Origin of the sequence: Pantoea sp. S62, from assembly GCF_016658625.1 — a bacterium.
In the GTDB taxonomy this organism is placed as follows: Bacteria; Pseudomonadota; Gammaproteobacteria; order Enterobacterales; family Enterobacteriaceae; genus Pantoea; species Pantoea vagans.
Genome location: NZ_JACVVI010000002.1, coordinates 501,772 through 522,711 on the forward strand (window position 1 = coordinate 501,772; position 20,940 = coordinate 522,711).

At 56.7% G+C, this 20,940-nt stretch carries 19 protein-coding genes and 1 pseudogene; all 20 read left to right on the plus strand.

Annotated features, from left to right (window positions below; genetic code table 11):
• Nucleotides 1-484: 484 nt before the first annotated feature.
• The 20 genes and pseudogenes from IBT54_RS05025 to tssE all read left to right on the plus strand — a co-directional run bounded on the left by IBT54_RS05025 (nucleotide 485) and on the right by tssE (nucleotide 20,940).
• Nucleotides 485-1,081: a hypothetical protein gene (locus IBT54_RS05025; protein WP_095707341.1), complete on the plus strand. Its 597-nt coding sequence runs from the start codon at nucleotides 485-487 to the stop codon at nucleotides 1,079-1,081.
• Nucleotides 1,082-1,104: 23 nt separating this feature from the next.
• Nucleotides 1,105-1,599: a type VI secretion system lipoprotein TssJ gene (gene tssJ, locus IBT54_RS05030; RefSeq protein WP_201251711.1), complete on the plus strand. Its 495-nt coding sequence runs from the start codon at nucleotides 1,105-1,107 to the stop codon at nucleotides 1,597-1,599.
• Between the two features lie 5 nt (nucleotides 1,600-1,604).
• Nucleotides 1,605-2,945, plus strand: a complete 1,341-nt coding sequence (gene tssK, locus IBT54_RS05035; protein WP_013357569.1) for a type VI secretion system baseplate subunit TssK — start codon at nucleotides 1,605-1,607, stop codon at nucleotides 2,943-2,945.
• A 17-nt stretch (nucleotides 2,946-2,962) separates the two neighbouring features.
• Complete coding sequence (locus IBT54_RS05040) at nucleotides 2,963-4,201, plus strand: DotU family type VI secretion system protein (RefSeq protein ID WP_013357570.1); 1,239 nt, start codon at nucleotides 2,963-2,965, stop codon at nucleotides 4,199-4,201.
• Between the two features lie 3 nt (nucleotides 4,202-4,204).
• Entirely contained in the window at nucleotides 4,205-7,834 is a 3,630-nt protein-coding gene (gene tssM / locus IBT54_RS05045) for a type VI secretion system membrane subunit TssM (protein WP_201251712.1), read from the plus strand.
• Nucleotides 7,835-7,848: 14 nt separating this feature from the next.
• Nucleotides 7,849-8,565: a type VI secretion system-associated protein TagF gene (tagF, locus tag IBT54_RS05050; protein WP_201251713.1), complete on the plus strand. Its 717-nt coding sequence runs from the start codon at nucleotides 7,849-7,851 to the stop codon at nucleotides 8,563-8,565.
• 16 nt (nucleotides 8,566-8,581) lie between these two features.
• On the plus strand, nucleotides 8,582-9,598 hold the full coding sequence (tssA, locus tag IBT54_RS05055; RefSeq protein ID WP_033784560.1) for a type VI secretion system protein TssA: 1,017 nt from the start codon (nucleotides 8,582-8,584) through the stop codon (nucleotides 9,596-9,598).
• A 79-nt stretch (nucleotides 9,599-9,677) separates the two neighbouring features.
• A complete protein-coding gene (gene tssB / locus IBT54_RS05060; RefSeq protein WP_013357574.1) occupies nucleotides 9,678-10,211 on the plus strand; it encodes a type VI secretion system contractile sheath small subunit in 534 nt (177 codons plus the stop codon).
• Nucleotides 10,208-11,707 carry a type VI secretion system contractile sheath large subunit gene (gene tssC, locus IBT54_RS05065; protein WP_013357575.1) on the plus strand — a complete coding sequence of 500 codons (1,500 nt, stop codon included), beginning with the start codon at nucleotides 10,208-10,210 and terminating at the stop codon, nucleotides 11,705-11,707. The genes tssB and tssC overlap by 4 nt, the downstream gene beginning before the upstream one ends.
• Before the next feature lie 538 nt (nucleotides 11,708-12,245).
• Nucleotides 12,246-12,728 carry a type VI secretion system tube protein Hcp gene (locus IBT54_RS05070; RefSeq protein ID WP_013357577.1) on the plus strand — a complete coding sequence of 161 codons (483 nt, stop codon included), beginning with the start codon at nucleotides 12,246-12,248 and terminating at the stop codon, nucleotides 12,726-12,728.
• 104 nt (nucleotides 12,729-12,832) lie between these two features.
• Nucleotides 12,833-13,827 (plus strand): annotated as a pseudogene (locus IBT54_RS05075) (hypothetical protein).
• Entirely contained in the window at nucleotides 13,824-14,237 is a 414-nt protein-coding gene (locus IBT54_RS05080) for a hypothetical protein (protein WP_147788305.1), read from the plus strand. The pseudogene IBT54_RS05075 and the gene IBT54_RS05080 overlap by 4 nt, the downstream one beginning before the upstream one ends.
• Before the next feature lie 54 nt (nucleotides 14,238-14,291).
• Nucleotides 14,292-14,669, plus strand: coding sequence for a hypothetical protein (locus tag IBT54_RS05085; protein ID WP_201251714.1), 378 nt, complete (start codon nucleotides 14,292-14,294; stop codon nucleotides 14,667-14,669).
• Between the two features lie 153 nt (nucleotides 14,670-14,822).
• A complete protein-coding gene (locus IBT54_RS05090) occupies nucleotides 14,823-15,188 on the plus strand; it encodes a T6SS amidase immunity protein Tai4 family protein (RefSeq protein WP_195857093.1) in 366 nt (121 codons plus the stop codon).
• A gap of 19 nt (nucleotides 15,189-15,207) precedes the next feature.
• Nucleotides 15,208-15,600: a lysozyme inhibitor LprI family protein gene (locus IBT54_RS05095; RefSeq protein WP_201251715.1), complete on the plus strand. Its 393-nt coding sequence runs from the start codon at nucleotides 15,208-15,210 to the stop codon at nucleotides 15,598-15,600.
• 295 nt (nucleotides 15,601-15,895) lie between these two features.
• Nucleotides 15,896-17,755, plus strand: a complete 1,860-nt coding sequence (gene tagH, locus IBT54_RS05100; RefSeq protein ID WP_201251716.1) for a type VI secretion system-associated FHA domain protein TagH — start codon at nucleotides 15,896-15,898, stop codon at nucleotides 17,753-17,755.
• Complete coding sequence (locus IBT54_RS05105; protein ID WP_013357582.1) at nucleotides 17,752-18,543, plus strand: PP2C family serine/threonine-protein phosphatase; 792 nt, start codon at nucleotides 17,752-17,754, stop codon at nucleotides 18,541-18,543. Before tagH ends, IBT54_RS05105 begins: the two co-directional genes overlap by 4 nt.
• A 10-nt stretch (nucleotides 18,544-18,553) precedes the next feature.
• The gene (locus IBT54_RS05110; RefSeq protein WP_095707332.1) at nucleotides 18,554-19,531 is read left to right on the plus strand and encodes a hypothetical protein; all 978 of its coding nucleotides are present in this window, start codon (nucleotides 18,554-18,556) and stop codon (nucleotides 19,529-19,531) included.
• 16 nt (nucleotides 19,532-19,547) lie between these two features.
• Nucleotides 19,548-20,375 carry a type VI secretion system accessory protein TagJ gene (locus IBT54_RS05115; RefSeq protein WP_201251717.1) on the plus strand — a complete coding sequence of 276 codons (828 nt, stop codon included), beginning with the start codon at nucleotides 19,548-19,550 and terminating at the stop codon, nucleotides 20,373-20,375.
• Complete coding sequence (gene tssE / locus IBT54_RS05120) at nucleotides 20,365-20,940, plus strand: type VI secretion system baseplate subunit TssE (RefSeq protein ID WP_013357585.1); 576 nt, start codon at nucleotides 20,365-20,367, stop codon at nucleotides 20,938-20,940. Before IBT54_RS05115 ends, tssE begins: the two co-directional genes overlap by 11 nt.

The window sequence follows — 20,940 nt, forward strand, 5'->3', positions numbered from 1 at the left end:
TGTAATCTCTGAACCACGGGCAGGATCTACCTGACTCGTGCGGTAGCTATGAAATTTCAGTAAAGTAATAAGTCACTGAAAATAAACAAATATAAAGAAGATTATTCGGGCGTAATGTGTCATTCCTTACTGCCGGATAATTGACTCACGGTTATCGGCTTAATTCAATCCGCCGGTTTCTCGACCAGGGATGGCATAAGGAAAGCTTGGGTTTACCCCACCTTCTTAAATTTGCCGGGAAAAAATTGATCATGTTTCTGATCGTTGTTTGCCAGGACAGATTCCTCCCATTTCCCGTTTACGTCCCCGATGTTGCTTTTTTATACTTAACTTTTGCTGATCGGTTAACGTTTCGCAGCAAGACGCTTAGGCGCTTTTTGTTTAAGGATTATTTTTTAATCTGGCACTAAGTGGCTTCCTGTGCAGATGACATCTCCGATTTTCATTACTGACACCCGGCCTCTGGCCACTCTCCAAGGTATGAATGGAACACAACATGAAAAAAATGATGAAGCTCCGCGTTGCGTTAGGCCTGATGTTTGTTTTTTCAGTCGCCGGTTGTAAAACCCCGCCAAAAATGACCGATGACACCCTGGTCACCAGCACGGTGGACGGTGTGGCGATCAGTCACCGTTATGCCGTAAAACCGCCAGCGCAGTTCAGTCCGGTCAATGAAACCTATCGCGCGCTCTATCCCGGTTCGGTAATGAGCCAGCCAGGCTACGGCGGCAAGGTAGTGGAGACGCTGAAAACCGGCGAAACCTACACCGTGATTGGTCAGGTCGAGAACAACTGGCTGGCGCTGGGTGAACCGGCTCAGGCAGCAGAGCCTCAACCAGACAACGCTACCGCCAGTGTCAAAGATGCACCTCAGTCTGCCGCGCCGCAGTCAACCGTCCAGCTGACAGGCTATGTGCCATTCCGCGCCGTGGTGAAAAGCGCACTCTACGATCAGACCGTCAAAGCCGATCAGCCGAAACGCCGCGTGCGCAGTAGTAGCAAGAAGAAAACCTGCGTCGCGGTTAACGGTGACAGCACTGCCTGTCAGAACAGTACTAACGGAACCTGGATCATTAACTAATCGCACTGAGCAGGGAGGGCTGGATGATGAGAACAACACAACTGCGCGGTGGGCTGATCGTGCTGCTGATGTGGCTGCTGACGGCCTGCAGCAGCAGTACGCCGCCGGTGGCTTACTACAACCTGGACGTTCAGGGGCAGAATCAGCTTAACGGCGGTGCGCCGCTTAAGGTCCGTGTGGTGTTACTGAGCTCCGATGCGGAGTTCATGTCAGCAGACTTCTTCTCCCTGCAAAACCAGTCCGCAACGGTGCTGGGCAGTGCGCAGCTTAACACCCAGCAATTCTTCCTGACGCCAGAGCAGCGCAGCAAAACGCTGCGGATTAAGAGCCTGCCTGAGGCGCGCTTCATCGGCATCATGGCGGAATATCAGGCGCTGGATGGCAAGGTATGGCGACTGTCGCTGCCGGTTCCCGAAGGGAAGTCGCCCTCATTCTGGGCATTCTGGAAACGTGACGATAGCGAGCTGAATGCGCGCATCGTGGCGGGAATTAATGGCCTTCGCGTGGAAAAACAGTGATGCCGATGAACAGAGCCGAAAAGGTCGTCTGGACCGAGGGGATGTTTCTGCGTCCTCACCATTTCCAGCAGTCAGAAAATTATCTTCTCAGCACCCTGCGTGAATGGGGTCAGTCACAGCGCGTCTACACCTGGGGCTTTTACGATCTGGAGTTTGATGAAGCGCTGCTGCGTCAGGGGAAACTGGCGCTGAGTGCGGCCAGCGGCTGTCTGCCAGACGGCACGTTTTTCGCCTTCAGCCAGCCGCAACATGGCCCGGCACCGCTTGATCTGCCAGCTTCTGTTGACCGCAGCAAAGTGGTGCTGGCGATACCGACCCGTCGCAATGGCCGCGAAGCCGTCGCTTTCCAGGAGTCGCAGGATTCTCTGGCGCGCTATCTGGCCTGGGAAGCGGAAGTGGAAGATGACAACGCCCAGGCCGTAGGCAGCGCGACGGTACAGTTCGGCAAGCTGCGCCTGCGGCTGATGCTGGAGCAGGATCTGACCGCCGAGTGGACCGCGATGGGCGTTGCGCAGGTCATTGAAAAACGCAGCGACAACCATATCCGGCTCGACAGCGATTACATCCCGCCGATGCTGACTCTGAACAGCAGCCGTCCGCTGCAAAACATGTTTAACGACCTGCACGGGCTGATCCAGCAGCGCAGCCAGCAACTGAGTCAGCGTGCACCCGGCACCGGCCGCTTCAACAGCGCCGATATGGTCGATTTTATGCTGCTGGCGCTGCTCAATCGTCAGCTTGGCCTGCACAGCCATCTGCAACATCTGCCGCTGCTGCATCCTGAAACCCTCTACAGCCACTGGCTGCAACTGGCCGCAGAGCTGAGTACCTGGACGCCCGCGCGCGCGCCGGAAGGACTGCCGCTCTACGATCATGATGACCTGCATAACTGCTTCAGCCGTCTGTCGCTGCTGCTGCGTCAGGGTCTGTCGCAAGTGATGGAGGAGAGCGCCATTCAGCTGCCACTGACGCAGCGTTCGCACGGCCTTAACGTCGCTACCGTGCCGGAGAGCAGCATGGTGCATGAGTTCGGCTTTGTGCTGGCTGTGAAAGCTAGCGTGCCGGCCGACACTCTGAAAACCCATTTCCCGGCACAGATGAAAGTCGCGCCGGTCAGCAAAATCCGCGATCTGGTGCAGCTGCAGCTGCCGGGTCTGGCACTTCGGGCGATGCCCGGCGCGCCGCCGCAGATCCCGTGGCATGCCGGATACAGCTATTTCGAACTGGATAAGAACAGCGAGCTATGGAAAGAGATGGAGCGCTCGGGCGCTTTTGCGCTGCATCTTGCCGGTGAGTTTCCGGGCCTGAACATGGAGTTCTGGGCCATCCGCAGTCAGTCAGAATAATAAACTGAGCACGCAGCATGATGCAGGAACAACAACATTCACACAGCGATCTTGCGCCGGATGCCAGCCACCAGAATGTGCTGGTTGCGGCGGCCAACCCCCTGATTAACGCGATTCCACAGATCCGCCATTCGGTGTCGCATGAAGACCCGGCGCAACTGCGTCAGCAGCTGATCGACCAGATCCGCCGCTTTGAGCTGAGCTGCCAGCAGTCGGGCCTCGGCTACGAAGTGATCATCGGCGCGCGCTATTGTCTCTGTACCGCGCTGGATGAGGCAGCGGCGCTGACGCCGTGGGGCAGTCGCGGCGTCTGGACCAGCAACGGTCTGCTGGTCACCTTTCATAACGAAACCTGGGGCGGCGAGAAGTTTTTCCAGCTGCTGGCGAAGCTGTCGCAGAACCCCAGACGTCACATTCTGATGCTGGAGCTGATCTACTTCTGCCTGCTGCTGGGGTTCGAAGGACGCTACCGGGTGCTGGACAATGGCCGCTCGCAGCTGGAGACCATCAAACAGCGCCTGCTGCAGATGATCAAAAGCGTACGCGGCAGTTACGCCGCGGCGCTGTCACCGCATCCCACCGATCAGCCGGTGCTGCGCAAGCTATGGCGGCCGATGATCCCGCTGTGGGCCTGTGCGGCCGTGGCTGGGCTGGCCGCCTGTCTGTTCTACATCGTGCTCAACTGGCGTCTGGGTGATTACACCTCGCCGGTGCTGGCCCGCATCTATCAGACGGCGCTGCCGGAAGTGAAGATTGGCAACCCGGCGCCGCCTCCGCCTGCCACGCTGAATCTGCGCGCCTTCCTGAAGCCGGAAATTGATGCCGGGCTGGTGGCGGTGCGTGATGAAGCGGACCGCAGCGTGGTGACGCTAAAAGGGGATGGGCTATTTGCTTCGGCGGCGACCGAAGTGCGCGGCGGCTACATTGACGTGATCCGGCGCATCGCGGCGGCCATGAACAACGTCAGCGGCCAGATTCAGGTGATTGGCTACAGCGATAACGTGCCGATCCGCAGCGCGCGCTTCGCCTCCAACTTTGAGCTGTCGCTGGCGCGCGCCCGTTCGGTGCAGACCCTGCTGCAACAGCAGCTGGCGCAGCCGTCGCGGGTGAAAGCGGAAGGGCGCGGCGAAAGCAATCCGCTGGTGCCGAACACCAGCGCAGAAAATCGCGCGCGTAACCGTCGTGTTGAAATCACACTGCTGGTGGCGCCGGATGCGACGCATGCCGAACTCAACGGCCTGGCGAGAGGGAACTGATCCATGCTGAATATTCTGTTTGCGGTGCTGACCAGCCGCCTTGCGTGGGGCTTTGTCGGCATCACCGCGCTCTCTTTTATCATCTGGGTGATTGGCCCGGTCTTCTCTATCGTTGATTCGCGGCCACTTGAGCCAGAGCAGAACCGCATGATCAGTATCGCGCTGCTCTATCTGGTCTGGGGCCTGGGGCAGGCGATCCCGCGGCTCTACAATTACTGGCTTAACCGCAAGCTGATGTCGAGTCTGGAAACCGGCAAAAGCGATGCGCCGGAAGCCGATCGTCAGCGTCTGACCAGTGAAGAGCAGGTGCTGGCGGGCCGTTTCTCCGAAGCTACTGAAATGCTGAGAAAGGCGCACTTCCAGCGCCACAGCAGCAAAGGCACGCCGTTCTGGGCGCAGCGCTTTGGTCGGCAGTATCTCTATCAGCTGCCGTGGTACATGATTATCGGTGCACCCGGTGCCGGTAAAACCACCGCGCTGGTCAACTCCGGCCTGCAGTTCCCGCTGGCGGATAAGTTTGGCAAGTCGGCCCTGCGCGGCATTGGCGGCACCCGCAACTGCGACTGGTGGTTTACTAATGACGCCGTGCTGCTCGATACCGCCGGGCGTTACAGCACCCAGGAGAGTCAGCAGGAGCGGGATGCCAGCGAATGGCACCATTTCCTCGATCTGCTGCGTAAATATCGCGGACGTCAGCCGATCAACGGCGTCATCGTCACCCTGAGCGTCTCCGATCTGCTGAGTCAGTCGCCCGAGGCACTGCGCAACCAGGCGCTGGCGCTGCGTCAGCGTCTGATGGAGTTGCACGATCGTCTCGGCATCCGTTTCCCGGTTTATGTGCTGGTCACCAAAGCAGACCTGCTCAAAGGTTTCCGCAGCTACTTCGCCTCGCTGGATAAAGCGCAGCGTGAACAGATCTGGGGATTCACCTTTCCGTGGGCGAAGGCATCCGCCGCCGATTTCGAGCTGAACAGCCAGTTCCAGCAGGAGTATTCCCTCCTGCAACAGCGGCTCGATGCCGGACTGGCCGATCGGCTGCTGACGGAGAGCGACGCGCAGGCGCGTGCCGAAAGCTATCTCTTCCCGCAGGAGTTCGCTGCGCTGCGTCCGTTGCTGGCCGACGCGCTCGACACACTGTTCGCCCGCTCCGATTTTGAAACCCAGTTCGCGCCACGCGGCATCTACTTTGCCAGCGGCACCCAGGAAGGTCTGCCGTTTGACCGGGTAATGGGCGAGCTGAACCGTGCCCTGAATCTGCCAGGCCAGCAGGCGGGCGAATCGGGCAGCTGGGATCAGGTCGATAAGGACGCCCCGATTCCGCAGAACAAAGGGCAGAGTTTCTTCCTCAAAGGCGTGCTGGAAAATGTGATTTTCCAGGAGTCGGGTCTGGCGGGCAGCAACCGCTGGTGGGAGCTGCGCAACCGCGCCGGACTCTGGTCAGGCTATCTGGCGCTGCTGTTGCTGCTAATGGTCGCGGGCGGTCTGTGGCTCACCAGCTACAGCAAGAACAAAGCCTATCTGCAGGAGATGGCCGCTAAAGCGCCGCAGGTGGAGCAACTGGGCGACCAGCTTCAGAAGCAGGTCAACGGCGATCTCTTTGCGCTGGTGCCTTATCTCAACACCCTGTTGCACCTGCCGGAAAGCGCCGACTTCTCGCTGGAATCGCCGCCGCTGACGCGTCGTATGGGCCTTTATCGTGGCACCGAGGTCAGCGATGCGACGCGTGCGCTTTACGACAAAGCGCTGAAGCAGCTGCTGTTGCCGCAGGTGGCGCAGAACATCACCCGCTGGCTGCGCAATGACAACGGCAGCGACGCTGACTACAGCTATGAAGCGCTGAAGGCGTATCAGATGCTCTATCAGCCGAAGCACTACGATGGCAAGTTCCTGCAGGCGTGGCTGATGCTTAACCTGTCGCGCGAGCTGCCGCAGAACGTGACACAGCAGCAGGTAAAACAGCTGGCGTGGCATCTGCAACAGCTGCTGGAGACGCAGATTCACTCGTCGCCATATGCGAAGGATGACGCGCTGGTAAAGCGCGAGCAGGCGCTGATTAATCAGATGCCGCTGTCACAGCGCGTCTATGGACGCCTGAAGCGCCTGCTGCAACGTGATGACAGCCTGCAACCGGTGACGCTGGCGGCGCTGGGCGGTCCCCAGAGCGAGCTGGTGTTTTCCCGTAAAAGCGGTAAATCGGTTAATGACGGTGTGGCAGGTCTCTATACGCCGGACGGCTACTGGCAGCATGTGGACAAGCAGATTGGTCCGGTGACCCAGGCGCTCTATCAGGACGATCTCTGGGTGCTGGACGGCGCTGCGCCGCAGCAGAAAAGTGAGCAGACCGATCTCGCGGTGCGTCAGCTCTATGTGCAGGACTACATCCGCCAGTGGGAGCAGTTCCTGAGCGATATCCAGCTCAACAGCAGCGCCGATCTCTCGCAGCGTATTAACACCGCGCGTTTGCTGTCGGGCAACCACTCGCCGCTGCGCCAGCTGGTCATCAACCTCAGTAACCTGCTGACGCTGAACCGGGCGCAGCCCGATGAGAAAACCGCGCAGGCGGCAAAGCCGTCGGATAACAGCGCTACCCGCACCCTTGAAGCGCTGTTTACCTCGCCCGAAGCGGCTGCGGCGCGTGGACAGGCGGCAGCGCAGGCGTCACCGGAGCAGGCGGTTGCCGTGCATTTTGCGCCCGTGCTTGAGCTGGCTCAGCCATTACAGCAGGGCAGCAAGGTGCTGGCGGTGGATGATTTCCTGCATCAGATTGACGATCTCTATCGCTACCTCACGGCGGTGCAGGATGCCGCCAACAGCGGGATGCCGCCACCGGCCAGCGATGCGATCAGTCGTTTGCAGGCCAGCGCCGGACGTCTGCCCGGTTCGCTGCAGAATATGGTCTCCAGCATGGCGGTCGGGGCCAGCAGCGATGCACAGCGCCGCGACATGGATAACGTTCGTAAACGCATCACCATGGAAGTGGGCAGTTTCTGTCGTCAGGCGATCGCCGGACGTTATCCGCTGGTGCGTTCCGGGCGCAGTGAGGTGACACCCGACGATCTGGCGCGGATGTTCGCCCCCGGCAGCGGCATGATGGACAGCTTCTTCCGCGACAACCTGGCCAGCAAAGTCGACACCACCAACGCCTCATGGCGCTTTACGCCGGGTATCGACGGCAAAACGCTGCCGGGCGGCGAAGCGCTGCTGCGTCCTTTCCAGCAGGCGCAGTCAATCCGCGATGCGTTCTTTGCTAACGGTGCGACCACGCCAGGCTTCCGCGTCACGCTGCGCACCGTAAAAATGGACAATGACATTCTTAACCTGACGCTGGATGTGGATGGACAGCAATTGCGTTACAGCCACGGGCCGCAGGCAGTACAGATGGTCAGCTGGCCCGGTCCGGGCGGCACCAGCCAGGTGCGCATGCAGCTGGGCCTGACTAACGGCACCACCTCAACGCTGGTCACCAGTGGGCCCTGGGCACTCAATCGCTTCTTCGATCGCGCCCGTGTTACCGCGGCTGGCGGCCTGACCCGCGAAGCCACGTTCAGCGTGGAGGGGCATCAGGTCACGCTGTCGTTCACCCCAGGGAGCATTCGTAACCCGTTCCAGCTTCCCGGCTTTAGCTGCCCCTGAAACAGGACCCGACAATGACTCATTACGCTGCACCCTGCTGGTACGGCAAATTGCCCAGCGCGGGTGACTTTGTGAAGCGCCGCTTTCCTGATGTCCTCTATCGCCAATGGTCCAGCTGGTTTCAGGTGGGCCTGCATCACTGGCAGAGCAGTCAGGAGGGGGATAAAGCGCCGTCGCGCCCGTTCCTCAACGCGCCGGTCTGGAATTTTGTGGTGCCGCCGATGCTGGGCAGTCAGCTGATCCAGATGGGCTGCCTGATCGCGGCACGGGACAGCGTGGGACGTAACTATCCGCTCTGCGCGCTGCGTCACTTCACCCCCGCCGAGTGGTCGCCAGCGCTGCTGGCACGCTCCGGCGAGTGGTATCAGCAGGTGGGCAATACGCTGCTGCGGGTGGTGCAGGGCGGCGGATCGCCGGAGCAGCTGGATCAGGCGCTGATCAGCATTCCGCAGCCGCAACCGCCGCAGGAGACGGGTGAGCCGTCAGATATCCTCAACGTTATCGGGCATGGCGACACGCCTTCAACGCTGAACTGGACGCTGCCGGGTGAGAACTTCGACCCGCAGTTTTACACCAGTTTCTGGTGGACCAATCAGAGCGACGGGTTTCCGCTTTATACCCAGGTCCACAGCGGTAACTTCACCGCCCAGCTTTTTTCATTGCTGTTTGATCCGGCCGGTGGGGCAAAGCCGGGACGAAACGGACTTTATCCCCCGATGTTTGAATCCTGAGGCAACACCCATGACGATGAATACAGAGGCTTTGCTGGCTCCGGTCAGTGATGACAATCCCGGTGGCGATAACCTGGAGTACGACGCCGATTTTCAGGCGATGGAGCAGGCCAGTGCCGGTAAAGCGGAACAGCAGTTCGGCAACACCATCATTCCGGCGGAACCCGCCGACTGGAACAAAGTTGAGAAGCTGGCGATAGCGCTGCTGGCCCGCAGTAAAGATTTACGCGTGATGCTGGCGCTGACCCATGCCTGGACGGAGCTGAAAGGGCTGCCGGGCTATGCGCAGGGCCTGAAGCTGATTGAACAGGCCCTGCTGCTCTACTGGGAGCCGCTGTGGCCCCGGCTGGAAGAGTACGGCGAGCAGGACCCGTTCTACCGCATCAATGCCCTGGCGCTGCTGGGTGACAAGACTGAACTCAGTGGTGCGGTGCGTCAGTGCTGGCTGCTGCGCTATCCGTCCGACGGTATCACGCTGCGTGATGCAGCCGCCCTGTGCGACGGCAGCAAAACCGAGGTGGCAGACTATCCCGGCGGCCTGCCGCGTCTGATCGATGAACTGGCACGCGGCGACCAGCCCGGCATTGAGGCGGTGCTGCAGATTCATGAGCGGCTGCAGACCATCTGCGAAACCGTGGCCGAACGGCTGGGCGACGCGGCGGTGCCTGAACTGGCCCTGCTGCGCCGACAGATTGCGCTGATCGCCGAACGCTGCCAGGCCACCGATATCAGCCAGCTGATACCCACCGCAGCGGCGGAACAACCCGCAGAAGCGGCGGCCCCGGCGGCGGTCGCAACGGCGCCGCGCGCGGCCGCGGACTGGCGCACGGTACAGATCAGTTCCCGCGCCGATGCCCAGCTGATGCTGGAGAAAGTGAAGCTCTACTTCACCCAGCATGAGCCGAGTCATCCGGCTCCGCTGATGATCGACCGGGTACAGCGCTTAATCGAGCGCGACTTCCTGGAGATCATCCGCGAGCTGGCACCCGATGGCGTGCATCAGCTGGAAACCATTTTCGGACGTCGCGACTAAGCAGGCGTGACCCACTCACACAGCGGGACCTGCGCGCCTGCTGTGACACATTATCCGCGCATCATTGATGGAGAAAACCATGGCAACAAGCAAATCCAGTGGGCAGAAGTTCATTGCCCGCAATCGCGCGCCTCGCGTTCAGATTGAATATGACGTGGAAATTTATGGCGCGGAACGCAAAATCCAGCTGCCGTTTGTGATGGGCGTGCTGGCGGATCTGGTGGGTAAACCGCTGGAGCCGCAGCCGGGCATCGACGACCGCAAATTCCTTGAGATCGACATCGACAACTTCGATGAGCGCATGAAAGCGCTGAAGCCACGCGCCGCGTTCCAGGTAGACAACACCCTGAACGGCGAAGGCAAGCTCAACATCGATCTCACTTTCGACAGCATGGACGACTTTTCGCCGGATGCCGTGGCCCGCAACGTCGAGCCGCTGAGCAAGCTGCTGGAAGCGCGTACCCAGCTGGCAAATCTGCTGACCTATATGGACGGCAAAAACGGTGCGGAAGAGCTGATTGGTAAAGTGCTGCAGGACCCAACGCTGCTGCAGGCTCTGACCCATCTGCCTAAGCAGGATGAGGCCACTGAAGGTAAGGAGCCGCAGGCATGACGCAGACTTCACAACAACCCCAGTCGCAGGGCGCGGCAAGTTTCAGCCAGGATGAGTTCAGCGCGCTGCTGAACAAAGAGTTCCGGCCGAAAAGCGATCAGGCACGTGCCGCGGTCGAGAGCGCGGTAAAAACTCTGGCGCAGCAGGCGCTGGAGAACACCGTCACCGTTTCCAGCGACGCCTATCGCACCATTCAGGCGCTGATCGCGGAGATCGACGAAAAGCTGTCGCAGCAGGTTAACCAGATTATTCACCATCCGGAGTTCCAGTCGCTGGAAAGCGCCTGGCGCGGCCTGAGCTATCTGGTGAACAACACTGAAACGGACGAGATGTTGAAAATCCGTTTTATGAGCATCTCCAAGCAGGAACTGGGTCGTACGCTTAAGCGCTATAAAGGTGCTGGCTGGGACCAAAGCCCGCTGTTCAAGAAGATCTATGAGCAGGAGTATGGTCAGTTCGGCGGCGAGCCGTTTGGCTGTCTGGTGGGCGACTACTACTTCGACCATAGCCCGCAGGATGTTGAGCTGCTCGGTGAGATGGCGCGCATCGGTTCGGCGGCACACTGTCCGTTTATCACCGGCACCGCGCCGGAAGTGATGCAGATGGAATCCTGGCAGGAGCTGGCAAATCCGCGCGATCTGACCAAAATCTTCCAGAACACCGAATATGCTGCCTGGCGCAGCCTGCGTGAGTCGGAAGATGCACGTTATCTGGGCCTGGTGATGCCGCGTTTCCTGGCGCGTCTGCCATATGGCATTCGTACCAACCCGGTCGACAGCTTCGATTTTGAAGAGCAGACCGACGGTTCCGATCACGGCAACTACACCTGGAGCAATGCGGCGTATGCGATGGCCGCCAACATCAACCGCTCCTTTAAGGAGTATGGCTGGTGTACCGCAATCCGCGGCGTAGAATCGGGCGGGGCGGTTGAGAACCTGCCGTGCCACACCTTCCCGAGCGACGACGGCGGCGTGGACATGAAGTGTCCGACCGAAATCGCCATCAGCGATCGCCGCGAAGCCGAACTGGCGAAAAACGGCTTTATGCCGCTGGTGCATCGCAAAAACTCTGACTTCGCCGCCTTTATTGGCGCGCAGTCACTGCAGAAGCCGACGGAATATCACGACGCCGATGCCACCGCCAATGCCCGTCTGGCCGCGCGTCTGCCTTATCTGTTCGCCTGCTGCCGCTTTGCGCATTACCTGAAGTGCATCGTGCGTGACAAGATCGGCTCCTTCCGCGAGCGCGATGAGATGGAACGCTGGCTGAACGATTGGGTGATGAACTACGTCGATGGCGATCCGGCTAACTCCTCGCAGGAGACCAAGTCTCGTAAGCCGCTGGCCGCTGCCGAGGTGAATGTGGAAGAGCAGGAAGATAATCCGGGCTATTACGCCGCGAAATTCTTCCTGCGTCCGCACTACCAGCTGGAAGGCCTGACCGTTTCGCTGCGTCTGGTCTCTAAGCTGCCGTCACTGAAGAATGATAATGCTTAAGGGCTGAGTCATAAGATTATCAGGCGCGAAAAGATATTGCGCCTGATGCCTCAAAGAAAGATTGCTGAGGTGAATGTCAGGGAGGATAAAAGAATGGTTAAAAAATCAGCTCTGTATTTACTAAGTTATCTGCTGGTTTTATTTCAGCCCTGATTTTATCCACCTGTGCAGGTTATTTCATTTTCTTCTGTGACTGGAATGTCACGATGATGGGGAAAATAATTAACGGCATCCTGATTACTCTTTCAGTCACTGCGTCATTTTTTTACTGGGCAGGGCACAAGCTAAGGGAACGGTATTAATTGCTTTTGTGTTACCTGACTCCCTGTTCAGTATTCCGATTTTCGTCATGGGAATTTAATACATTGCCCGGTCTGGTGCCCGGCAATGCAATATCTGAAATATGGTTTATGACGATATTTCAGAAGCAAGGCAAAGGTAAAATATGGACTGTTTTATTCAGCCCCATGCTTTTCTTTTTGCCATATCCTTGCTTTTTTTGAAAGCAATAATCTCAACCAATAAAGAGTGAAAGATAATGGCTATTGATATGTTTATGAAGGTTGACGGTGTTACTGGCGAGTCGAAAGACTCAAATCACACTGGCTGGACTGATATTACCTCTTTCTCATGGGGTGCTTCTCAGCCAGGCAACATGTCTGTGGGCGGCGGCGGCGGTGCGGGTAAAGTTAACTTCAACGACCTGCACGTGAATGCACTGATCGACAAATCCACCACTGCGCTGCTGAAGAACTGCGCAAGCGGTAAGCATCTCACTAAAGTTGAACTCTCTATCTGTAAAGCGGGCGGTTCACAGGTTGAGTATGCGCGCATCACTCTGGAAGACGTTCTGGTGACTGCGGTGAATTACAATGGCTCCGACAACGGCGATACCCTGGGAATGACCTACTCCTTCCAGGCATCCAAAGTGAAGCAGCAGTACTGGGAGCAGAGCTCTTCCGGCGGCAAAGGCGCAGAGAGCAGCGCCGGCTGGGACATTAAAGGCAACAAAGAAGCGTAATAAAATACGCCTCCGAAAAGGGGGCGTATATTCATTGAAATTCAATGGATTAGAGGTTGTGGTAATTATACGTTTCGAACATTTAATTGCAAAAGGAGGTTGTTATGGCTGAGAAAAATTCAATTGAGCCGGGATTTTGTGTTGTTCAGCGTCCAGGAAGACTGACTGAGCAGGCAATGTGGCTTTATGGCACGCGTAATATGTCTGCCGCGAACTATTTTTTGCAATTAAATGCTGATGTTGCATGGGCTAAACCCGGCCAGATTTTAATCGTTGCCGATCCGAACGGTAATAATCACCCGGCAGCCATGCGCACGCTGGAAGAGGCTAAATCCAGAACCAATAATAGTGTCACTCATCTGACCGTTGATGAGGCTGATTTCTTTAACCGCCATTATGCTTCCATTGCTGCTATTACCAATTTTATGGATAAAGCATCAGGTATCATCGGCGATGCGGGAGAGCGTTATTTCAATGAAATTGGCAAGAAACTTGTCGCTATTGAGAATGCCTACCGTAACCAATATCTGACGTCAGGAACATTGTTCGGGCAGCAGTTTTTTATCGAGCGGAAACGCCTGTTTGGTGAACTTGAAGTATTACTGAATCGTTTATCCCGATTTATGTTGAATTTGCGCCCCTATGAAAAGATTAAGCATGCTTTAAACCTTTCCAGTTCCTCTATTATCCATGACTGGCAAACTGCTGGCACAGGAGTAATACGCGGTTATTCGACCTATGTAGATAGTGCAGCCAAAGCAGCGAAATTTATGAAAATGGGTGGATGGGTTTCGATAGGATTTAGTGCTGTGAATACAACGAATGAGGTTTATCACAGCTGTACCACTGAAAGAGAAGATGAATGTTCTAAAGTAGCGGTGAAAGGGTATTCTCAGTTTGCAGCAAGCACGACTGCAGGTATCCTGGGCGGCGCGGCGGCGGGTGCAAAATCGCAACTTCCGCCTGCGTAGCACTGGGTGTTGCAACCGGAGGCATAGGTGCGTTAGCTTGTGGAATAGTCGGATCCGCTGCAGGGGGGTTTGGTGCTGCTAAGCTGGGTGAAAAAGGGGCAGGCATTTTAATGGATAAGATTTTATGAGTTCGTATGATTTTTTTATGTATGGCAGTTTGATTTTATCTGTTTTGGTCATTCTTCTGCATGTCTATGCTGCGTGGTTCTTTAGAGTTAATCGAAAAGCGTATCAGGATTTTATCGATCTTTATCAAAATGCTGGCTTGCAATTAGACTTAACCACGAAAGTTGCAAATCATTTAGGGTTCTATGCTAATTATCAGAAGTTAGCCTTTTTCATGAATCTCAGGAAAGGGCGGAAAATGCGCTTTTCTAAATCTGAAAATGTCAGCATAAAGGCTTATGAATTTGTACAAAAACAACCTAAGGATAAAATGGTGTGGATGGAAAAGACGCTCTCTCTTTACCAGCTTACTTTTCTTCTGACAGTTGTCTGGGCTGTTTTTATGGCTATTTTTGTTTATGTATTTAACTGAAGCTATGTATAAGACTTTATGACCTTGCCTTGCATTTTGATTGCTGTGTCACTGATGTCTTTTCTGAGTTCGATTGCTTTGCAAATTGTAGGCTACATAATATTCAGAAAAAATATTCAAAACTATGAATCATTAATTAGCGAGTTTCGCAAAAGAAGATTGGATCTTGATTTCAGCACTCAGGTTAGCTCCTTTTTCAGTCTATCGTTCCATCCTGTAAAAATTTCCTGGTTTGCACGCTTATATAAAGGTGTAAAACTTCAGCGCAGAGATAATGAGAGCGTTAGCCAGGAAACTTATGATTTTATTCAATCGTTACCTGAAAAAGAAATAGGCTGGCTAATACGCCTTCATACTTTAAATATGGTGACTGCGGTAATGATGCTTGGCGGAGGTTTAGGTTTTATTATCTGGCGTCATTTTTATAGCTAGTATGTGCTTAACTATGATCATGGAGATGGTTTCATTAATATCCGAGTGTATGTGGCACCCTGAAAAAGCAACATCTGTTCTGATACCTGTCACTTCCTGAATGCGCAGAATATGGCAGTGTGTCCCTGATGCTGCCTCCCTGTGGATACTGAAATGAAAAAATTACTGATGTTACTGGCTTTGACGCTATCTCCTGCAGTGCTGGCGATAACGCCTCCGGCGCCAGACGCCTTTAGGCAACCGCAGATTTTCAGCAACTGGCTTCTGAATCGTTGTGCAGGTAAAGCTTCGACTGACAAGGCCTTCACCGATGATGCCTTTAAAAGCGCGTCAGCCTGGTTAGAGGTAAGCCATCTCCCTGTTGAAGCCTTTAGTGATGGCGATAAATTGATTAATGCGTATCTGAAGATGAACCTGGCCGGATCGGTATCAGGTAACTTCAATATGATGAAATGCACGTTGCTTTCGCAAAGCCAGGATGCAAAAGTGCTTTACGAAAAATATAAAAATAAAAGTTAACTTCAATGGTGAGTTTCTGATGAAATGTTATTATTTACTGTTATGTGTTTTAGCTTCTTATGTTTCCTCCGTCCAGGCGATGAGTGATTGTTCGAACGGGAATAACACTCAGGAAGTTAACGAATGTGCAGAAAAAAATAAAACAGAGTCAGAGCTGAATTTAAATAAAGAGTATAAAGCGGCGAAAATCCGAATCGAGCATTTTTATAAAGGCCATGATCAGGAGTCCAGCCAGTACCGAAGCGCCTTCGTTGATACTCAGCGCAACTGGCTTAAATACCGTGATAGCCAGTGCAGGCTGGAAGCTTATGCCGCTGAAGAGGGCAGCGATGCTTATGTGAGCGTCATGAATTTCTGTATTGACCGTCTCGATAAGGAACGCACTGCAATTCTGAAGCAACTGCCTTATTGATTACCCAGAAAGATTTATGTCTGTTTAAAATCCAAAAAATCACGCTTATTCGTCTCTGATATGCTGTCTTTTCGGGTTCGGAATTATGCTGCGCGCTTCTTTAATTAAGAATTAATTCCCATCGCAGTGGATTTAATTTATTAACCAGTAAATCTGTCAATTTAAGTAACGTATCCGGCATCACTAATTTAAATAAACCCCAACCCCACAATAAACTCTCCGCTCCCTATACCCCGCGCCTTTCCCCGAGAGGTGCGCGGTATAGATGCCGAACCGCTAACCGCAGGAATCCGTTATGCGCTTTACGATAATAACGACTAAACCCGGCCAACAGCCGCCGCAAACTCATTGTGATTTCTTTCCGCCCGGCGGCACCATTGGTCGCGGCGTGGATAACAATCTGGTGCTGCCGGATGACGACCGAACGCTCTCCCGGCTGCAGGCCATTGTGCACATCACCGCGAACGGTGAATGTCGTCTGACTAACCGTGGCAATGTGACGCGCGTGCTGCTCAACGATATTCCGCTGGAACGCGGTCGTCAGGTTGAGCTGCAGGATGGGGACATTCTGGGCATCGATGATTATCAGCTGCTGGTCAGCGATCTCAATAGTGCGCAGCAGCCGCAGGCTGAAAGAGCGGTTCCGCGTCCGGAGCCGGTCCAGCCCGCCGCGGCTCCTCGTGAACCGGTAGCCGAAAAAGCCAGTACCACCGCCGCTATCCCCAGCGAAATCTGGGACAGCCTGGCGAAAGAGTTCTCGATTTCCGACGATCTCTCTAAACGCAAAGCCGCGCCAGAGATGCCGGATGCCCATCCGCTGACCGCGCCCGCCATGCCAGATCGGAATCCGGAAGATCCACTGGCACAGCTAATCAATGATGCGCCGCTGGATTATGGTCAGCAGCCCAAAAACAGCAGCCTGTTTGATGACGGTGATGCGCTCTTTGCGCAGCAGAGTATTTTTGACGACCGTACGCCGAGCACGCTGGCGGCTCAGCCGCACACTACGCCAAAGCAGGCTGAGGCGCCTACTGCGGAACTGGATCCACTGAGCCTGTTCGACGGCGAGAGCAGTGCGGATGTGCGCAACCATGATGATCCATTAGGACTGATGATGGGGAACGCGGTGCCGCTGGCGCAGCCGGAGCCAGCGAAACCGGCGGCGCTGCATGTGCCGCCTCAGCCAGAGACAAAGCCTGAGCCGGTTGCCCCACGCTCACCTGAGCAGGCTTCCGTCAGCCTGAACGAAATGGATCACTCTCCGCTATTTAGCGGCATCGACTTACCCGTTGATGACCAGCCTCATAGTGAATCCCCGCGCCAGACGTTGCTGGCGGATGAGGCAGAGTCCGGTCAGACAGACGCTGTTAATCCGCCAAACGACTATGGCGGGATTACGCTGCCCACACCCCAGGCGGTGCAGCGAGCTCCCTCACCGACGCCGAAAGGGCGGCTGCGCATTGATCCGGTTGCCTCGGGTCACCAGCATGCCGCCGCCGTGCAGCCCTCCACATCCAGCCAGAGCAGCGGCGATGCGCTGAAAGGCGAACTGCTGGACGCGCTGCTGGAAGGCATGGGTCTGCGCGATCTGCAGCCGACGCCGCAGTTTGACCGCGAGCAGATGCTGCAGTTTGGTCAGATGCTCAGCATGTTCTCGCAGGGCACGGTCGCGCTGCTGTCATCGCGCTCGATCCTTAAGCGCGGCGTTAAGGCTGACATGACGGTGATCCTCGACGACGCCAACAACCCGTTCAAGCTGCTGCCATCGGGCAAAACTGTCCTGATGCAGATGTTTGGCAGCCGGATGCCGGGCTTTATGCCACCACGTCAGGCGGTGCGGGATGCGCTGATTGATTTGCAGGCGCACCAGCTGGGCATGATCGCCGGTATCCGCGCCATCATCGCCTCGATGCTGCAATCCTTTAACCCGGAGCAGCTGGAGGAAGAGGCACGTCAGGCGGGATCGGTTTCCCGTATCGGCCTGCCGGGCAGCCGTAAAGCGGCGCTGTGGGAGCATTTTGTTGAGCGCTACGGCGAGACGGCGGGCGAGATCGAAGACGATTTCCACACCCTGTTTGGCGAAGCGTTTCTGCACGCCTATGACCTGGAAGTTAATCAGTACAAAGACTCACAAACCCACACGGATGACGCATGAATATCACTATTGCCTCGACGTCGAATCAGGGCGATCGCGCCAGTAATCAGGATCAGATCGGTGATGTCATCGGTAAGCGCTCCGCCTGCTTTGTGGTGTGCGACGGTGTGGCCGGGTTTCCCGGCGGTGACAGGGCGGCCGCCATCGCCCGCAGCAGCCTGCTGGAAGCGTTCGATGGCGATGCGCACCTCAATGCGCAGTCGATTCGCAACTACGTTAATCACGCGAATCACGCTATCCGGCAGCAGCAGAAAGCCAGCAGCGAGCACAGCCGGATGGGCACCACGCTGGTCAGCCTGTTCATCGACCGCGACTACCACCTTGCCTGCTGGGCGCATGCCGGTGACAGCCGCCTCTATCTGTTCCGCCGCGGCTATCTCTATCTGGTCACCACCGACCACAGCCTGGTGCAGCAGATGAAAGATGCCGGACATCGCACCGAAGGCATCAACAGTAACCTGCTCTATTTTGCGCTGGGGATGGGTGATGAGCAGCGCGACGCCAGCTACAGCGACGTGGTCGGGATTGAGGATGGCGATGCCTTTCTGCTCTGCACCGATGGTTTCTGGCACGGCGTGACGCTGGAGCAGATGCAGCAGTCACTGCACATGGTGAATACGCCGGAAGAGTGGCTGACGCTGATGCAGCAAATCATCAAAAACGATCAGTCAGATCAGGGGCAGCAGGATAATTTCAGCGCACTGGCCGTCTGGATTGGATCGCCCCAGGACACCACTTTGCTGCACTCGCTCTCTGAAGCGGCGCAGTTCTTCCCTCTGCGAGATTGAGAACGCCAACATGAAATATGGATTACTGGGTCTGGCTGCGCTGCTGCTCAGCACGCACGCTTATGCTGAAAATTATCGCATCGTACAGTCCCCGGCACAGAAACTGGATGTCTGGATTGATGACGTCAAAAACAATCAGCTGTCGAGCTGGTGTAACAGCACCATTAACCTGCGCATCGTCACGCTGGGTGAGAAAAACGCGTCGGTGCTGAAAGAGTTTCTGCCACGGGTGGCTGGCCTGATGGCGTCGCAGTGTAAACCGCTGCAGCAGCTGCACTGGCAGCTGACCGATACAGAGGGCAGTGAAATCGCCACCGGCAGTGCCGCCCGGGCGCAGCAGTGGAAGACCGTGGTGACGCCACCCGCGCCGCCAGCACAACAACAACCAGCCACAGCTGCCGTGCCCGCGGACCCATTGGTCAATGCCGCCCAGGCGGATACCTCGCCATGGCTGCAGTTCAGCCTGCTCGACGGCTGCCATTTCCGCACCTGGTGGCAGCATCCGGCGCAGGGCAGCGCGCTGTTTGTGCCGGCAAAGCAGGGGCTGGTCTGCGGTTCCGATGGCTGGCTCAGCGGACACAGTCGTCTGACGCAGCAGGGTAACGGCGCACCGGCAGCCGTCGGCGTGACCTTCCTGCAGGGCTTCCCGGTGATGGGGCTGAACAGTCAGTCGCCCACCGCCGAACTGCACATCACCACGGTTAACAGCGAGCGCATGGTGCTGAGTAACGAAAAATCCCCGGACAGCTGGCTGGTTCTGCCGTTCAGTAACCGCTTTAACGGCTGGCAGGCGGCCCGTCAGGTGGTGGTGCTGATGCCCGCCAGTGAAGCCGCTGATGAGAGTGCTTTGCAGGCACGTCTGCAGGAAGTCCGTAAAGTCTGGTCACCGTGGGTCAGCGGCAATACCACGCTGAGCGTACAGCTGGTTGAAAAACTGCACCCTGAACTGAAAGATCCCGCCGCTGCGGTCTACCGCACCCTTAACTGACGCAAAAGGAGTTTGCATGGAATCCTTACAACATCATCTTGCGAACGCCACGCTCAGCGAGACGCTGGCTGACGTTACCCGCCAGATTCAGGCTAATCCGGCGAACGCCGACCTGCGCGCCGCCTTTGTCCAGTTACTCTGCCTGGCGGGCAACTGGACGCGTGCGCAGACGCAGCTGCAATCCTGGCTGGCGTTAAGCCCGCAGGCGCAACCAACGGTTAATCTGTTGCAGCAGGCGATTGCCGGTGAGCTGCAGCGTGATGCCGTGCTGCGTGGCGAAACACAACCCGTGCTGCCGGGCAGCGCCTGGCACTGGTGCGACACACTGCTGGCCGCATTACAGGCCGAAACCGCGGGTGATGTCGCGCGCGGCAGCGCACTGCGTGCCGACGCGCTGGAGCTTGCTGCCGCCAATCCCGGCACCGCGACCGGGCAGGATCAGCCGACCGCCTTCAGCTGGCTGATGGATGGCGACAGCCGTTTCGGGCCGGTGTGTGAAGTGATCAATCAGGGCCGTTATTACTGGATTCCGTTCGCCGCCATTCGTGAGATGCAGTTCCAGGCACCCGCCAGCGTCACCGATCTGGTGTGGCGTCATACGCGGGTGCAGCTGGTGGATGGCAGCGAACAGGTGTGTCAGATCCCGGCGCGCTATCCGCTGCTGGCGGGTGCGGACGAGCGTTTTCTGCGCGCCAGCGTCACCGAATGGCAGCCGCTGGGCAACGATCCGGACCAGTTTATCGGCCAGGGACAAAAAATGTGGCTCAGCGACAGCGCGGAGTTCTCGCTGCTGAGCCTGCAGCAGGTCGTGTTCGATAACGTTGAGTCCGCCGATGAGCCATGATTCAGGCGCGCACAACGACGGCTATGCCCAGCTGCATGGCGGCTTTCGTGCGCGTAAAAAGCGTGACGCGCTGACCGCCCGCGACAAGCTGCAATCCTCGCTGCTGGACCGCCTGACCGACAACGCGCCGGACAAACAGCAGGAGCCGGAGAACAGCATGCTGATCAGCCACAGCACGCTGCGCCGCCACGTGCTGCGCGATCTACAGTGGTTGTTTAACACCATCAACAACGAAGCGCAGCAGGATCTGGACGGCTTCGATCAGGTGCAGCGTTCTGTCTGGAACTTCGGCGTAGCGCCGCTGGCCGGGCAGAACGTCTCCGATATCGAATGGCAGGATATGCAGCGCAAAATGACCAACGCCATTCTGCACTTTGAGCCGCGCATTCTGCCGCAGGGTCTGCAGGTGCGCTGCGTCAGCGATCTCGGCTCGCTTAGTCTGCACAACGTACTGTCGATTGAGATCAAAGGGCGCCTCTGGTGCGTGCCTTATCCGCTGGCGTTTCTGTTCCGCACTCAGGTTGATCTGGAGAGCGGCCATTTCGAACTTCAGGATGCAGGGTAA

What these genes read in the sequence shown, in the direction of transcription:
- IBT54_RS05025 (WP_095707341.1), top strand. Translation starts at nt 485, where the DNA reads ATGGAACACAACATGAAAAAAATGATGAAGCTCCGCGTTGCGTTAGGC.
- tssJ (WP_201251711.1), top strand. Translation starts at nt 1,105, where the DNA reads ATGATGAGAACAACACAACTGCGCGGTGGGCTGATCGTGCTGCTGATG.
- tssK (WP_013357569.1), top strand. Translation starts at nt 1,605, where the DNA reads ATGAACAGAGCCGAAAAGGTCGTCTGGACCGAGGGGATGTTTCTGCGT.
- IBT54_RS05040 (WP_013357570.1), top strand. Translation starts at nt 2,963, where the DNA reads ATGATGCAGGAACAACAACATTCACACAGCGATCTTGCGCCGGATGCC.
- tssM (WP_201251712.1), top strand. Translation starts at nt 4,205, where the DNA reads ATGCTGAATATTCTGTTTGCGGTGCTGACCAGCCGCCTTGCGTGGGGC.
- tagF (WP_201251713.1), top strand. Translation starts at nt 7,849, where the DNA reads ATGACTCATTACGCTGCACCCTGCTGGTACGGCAAATTGCCCAGCGCG.
- tssA (WP_033784560.1), top strand. Translation starts at nt 8,582, where the DNA reads ATGAATACAGAGGCTTTGCTGGCTCCGGTCAGTGATGACAATCCCGGT.
- tssB (WP_013357574.1), top strand. Translation starts at nt 9,678, where the DNA reads ATGGCAACAAGCAAATCCAGTGGGCAGAAGTTCATTGCCCGCAATCGC.
- tssC (WP_013357575.1), top strand. Translation starts at nt 10,208, where the DNA reads ATGACGCAGACTTCACAACAACCCCAGTCGCAGGGCGCGGCAAGTTTC.
- IBT54_RS05070 (WP_013357577.1), top strand. Translation starts at nt 12,246, where the DNA reads ATGGCTATTGATATGTTTATGAAGGTTGACGGTGTTACTGGCGAGTCG.
- IBT54_RS05080 (WP_147788305.1), top strand. Translation starts at nt 13,824, where the DNA reads ATGAGTTCGTATGATTTTTTTATGTATGGCAGTTTGATTTTATCTGTT.
- IBT54_RS05085 (WP_201251714.1), top strand. Translation starts at nt 14,292, where the DNA reads ATGTCTTTTCTGAGTTCGATTGCTTTGCAAATTGTAGGCTACATAATA.
- IBT54_RS05090 (WP_195857093.1), top strand. Translation starts at nt 14,823, where the DNA reads ATGAAAAAATTACTGATGTTACTGGCTTTGACGCTATCTCCTGCAGTG.
- IBT54_RS05095 (WP_201251715.1), top strand. Translation starts at nt 15,208, where the DNA reads ATGAAATGTTATTATTTACTGTTATGTGTTTTAGCTTCTTATGTTTCC.
- tagH (WP_201251716.1), top strand. Translation starts at nt 15,896, where the DNA reads ATGCGCTTTACGATAATAACGACTAAACCCGGCCAACAGCCGCCGCAA.
- IBT54_RS05105 (WP_013357582.1), top strand. Translation starts at nt 17,752, where the DNA reads ATGAATATCACTATTGCCTCGACGTCGAATCAGGGCGATCGCGCCAGT.
- IBT54_RS05110 (WP_095707332.1), top strand. Translation starts at nt 18,554, where the DNA reads ATGAAATATGGATTACTGGGTCTGGCTGCGCTGCTGCTCAGCACGCAC.
- IBT54_RS05115 (WP_201251717.1), top strand. Translation starts at nt 19,548, where the DNA reads ATGGAATCCTTACAACATCATCTTGCGAACGCCACGCTCAGCGAGACG.
- tssE (WP_013357585.1), top strand. Translation starts at nt 20,365, where the DNA reads ATGAGCCATGATTCAGGCGCGCACAACGACGGCTATGCCCAGCTGCAT.